Annotated in this window: 1 protein-coding gene; it reads left to right on the forward strand. The window is 81.3% G+C overall.

Translation table 11 applies throughout. From position 1 onward, the window contains the following. Positions 1-402 (forward strand): hypothetical protein (locus tag KIH27_RS23395; RefSeq protein WP_214095104.1); only part of this gene is annotated, 402 nt, incomplete at both ends.

A 402-nucleotide genomic window follows, 5' to 3' on the forward strand; every position in this document is an offset into this window, starting at 1 on the left:
AACGGCGGTAACGCCGGCGCCGTCGGCGACGGAGGCAACGGCGGGGTCGGCGGCAACGGCGGCACCGGCACCACCGGCGCGACCGGGGCCACCCCGGGGGCCACCGGCGGCAACGGCGCGCTCGGCGGGCACGGCGGCAACGGCGGCGTCGGCGGTCTGGGCGGTTCGACCTCGGGTAACGGCGGCGAAGGCGGCACCGGCGGCGAAGGCGGCGGGGGCGGCATCGGCGGTGCGGGCGCCACCGGCGCGACCGGCGTGTGGGGCACCAACAGCGGAACCGGCGGCAACGGCGGCGTCGGCGGCACCGGCGGTACCGGCGGCACCGGTGGCAACGGCGGAGCAGGTGGCGGCGTGGCCACCGGCGGCTCCGGTCACAGCGGCACCGCGGGTGTCGGCGGCGCG

Source organism: Mycolicibacter acidiphilus, from assembly GCF_018455725.1.
In the GTDB taxonomy this organism is placed as follows: Bacteria; Actinomycetota; Actinomycetes; order Mycobacteriales; family Mycobacteriaceae; genus Mycobacterium; species Mycobacterium acidiphilum.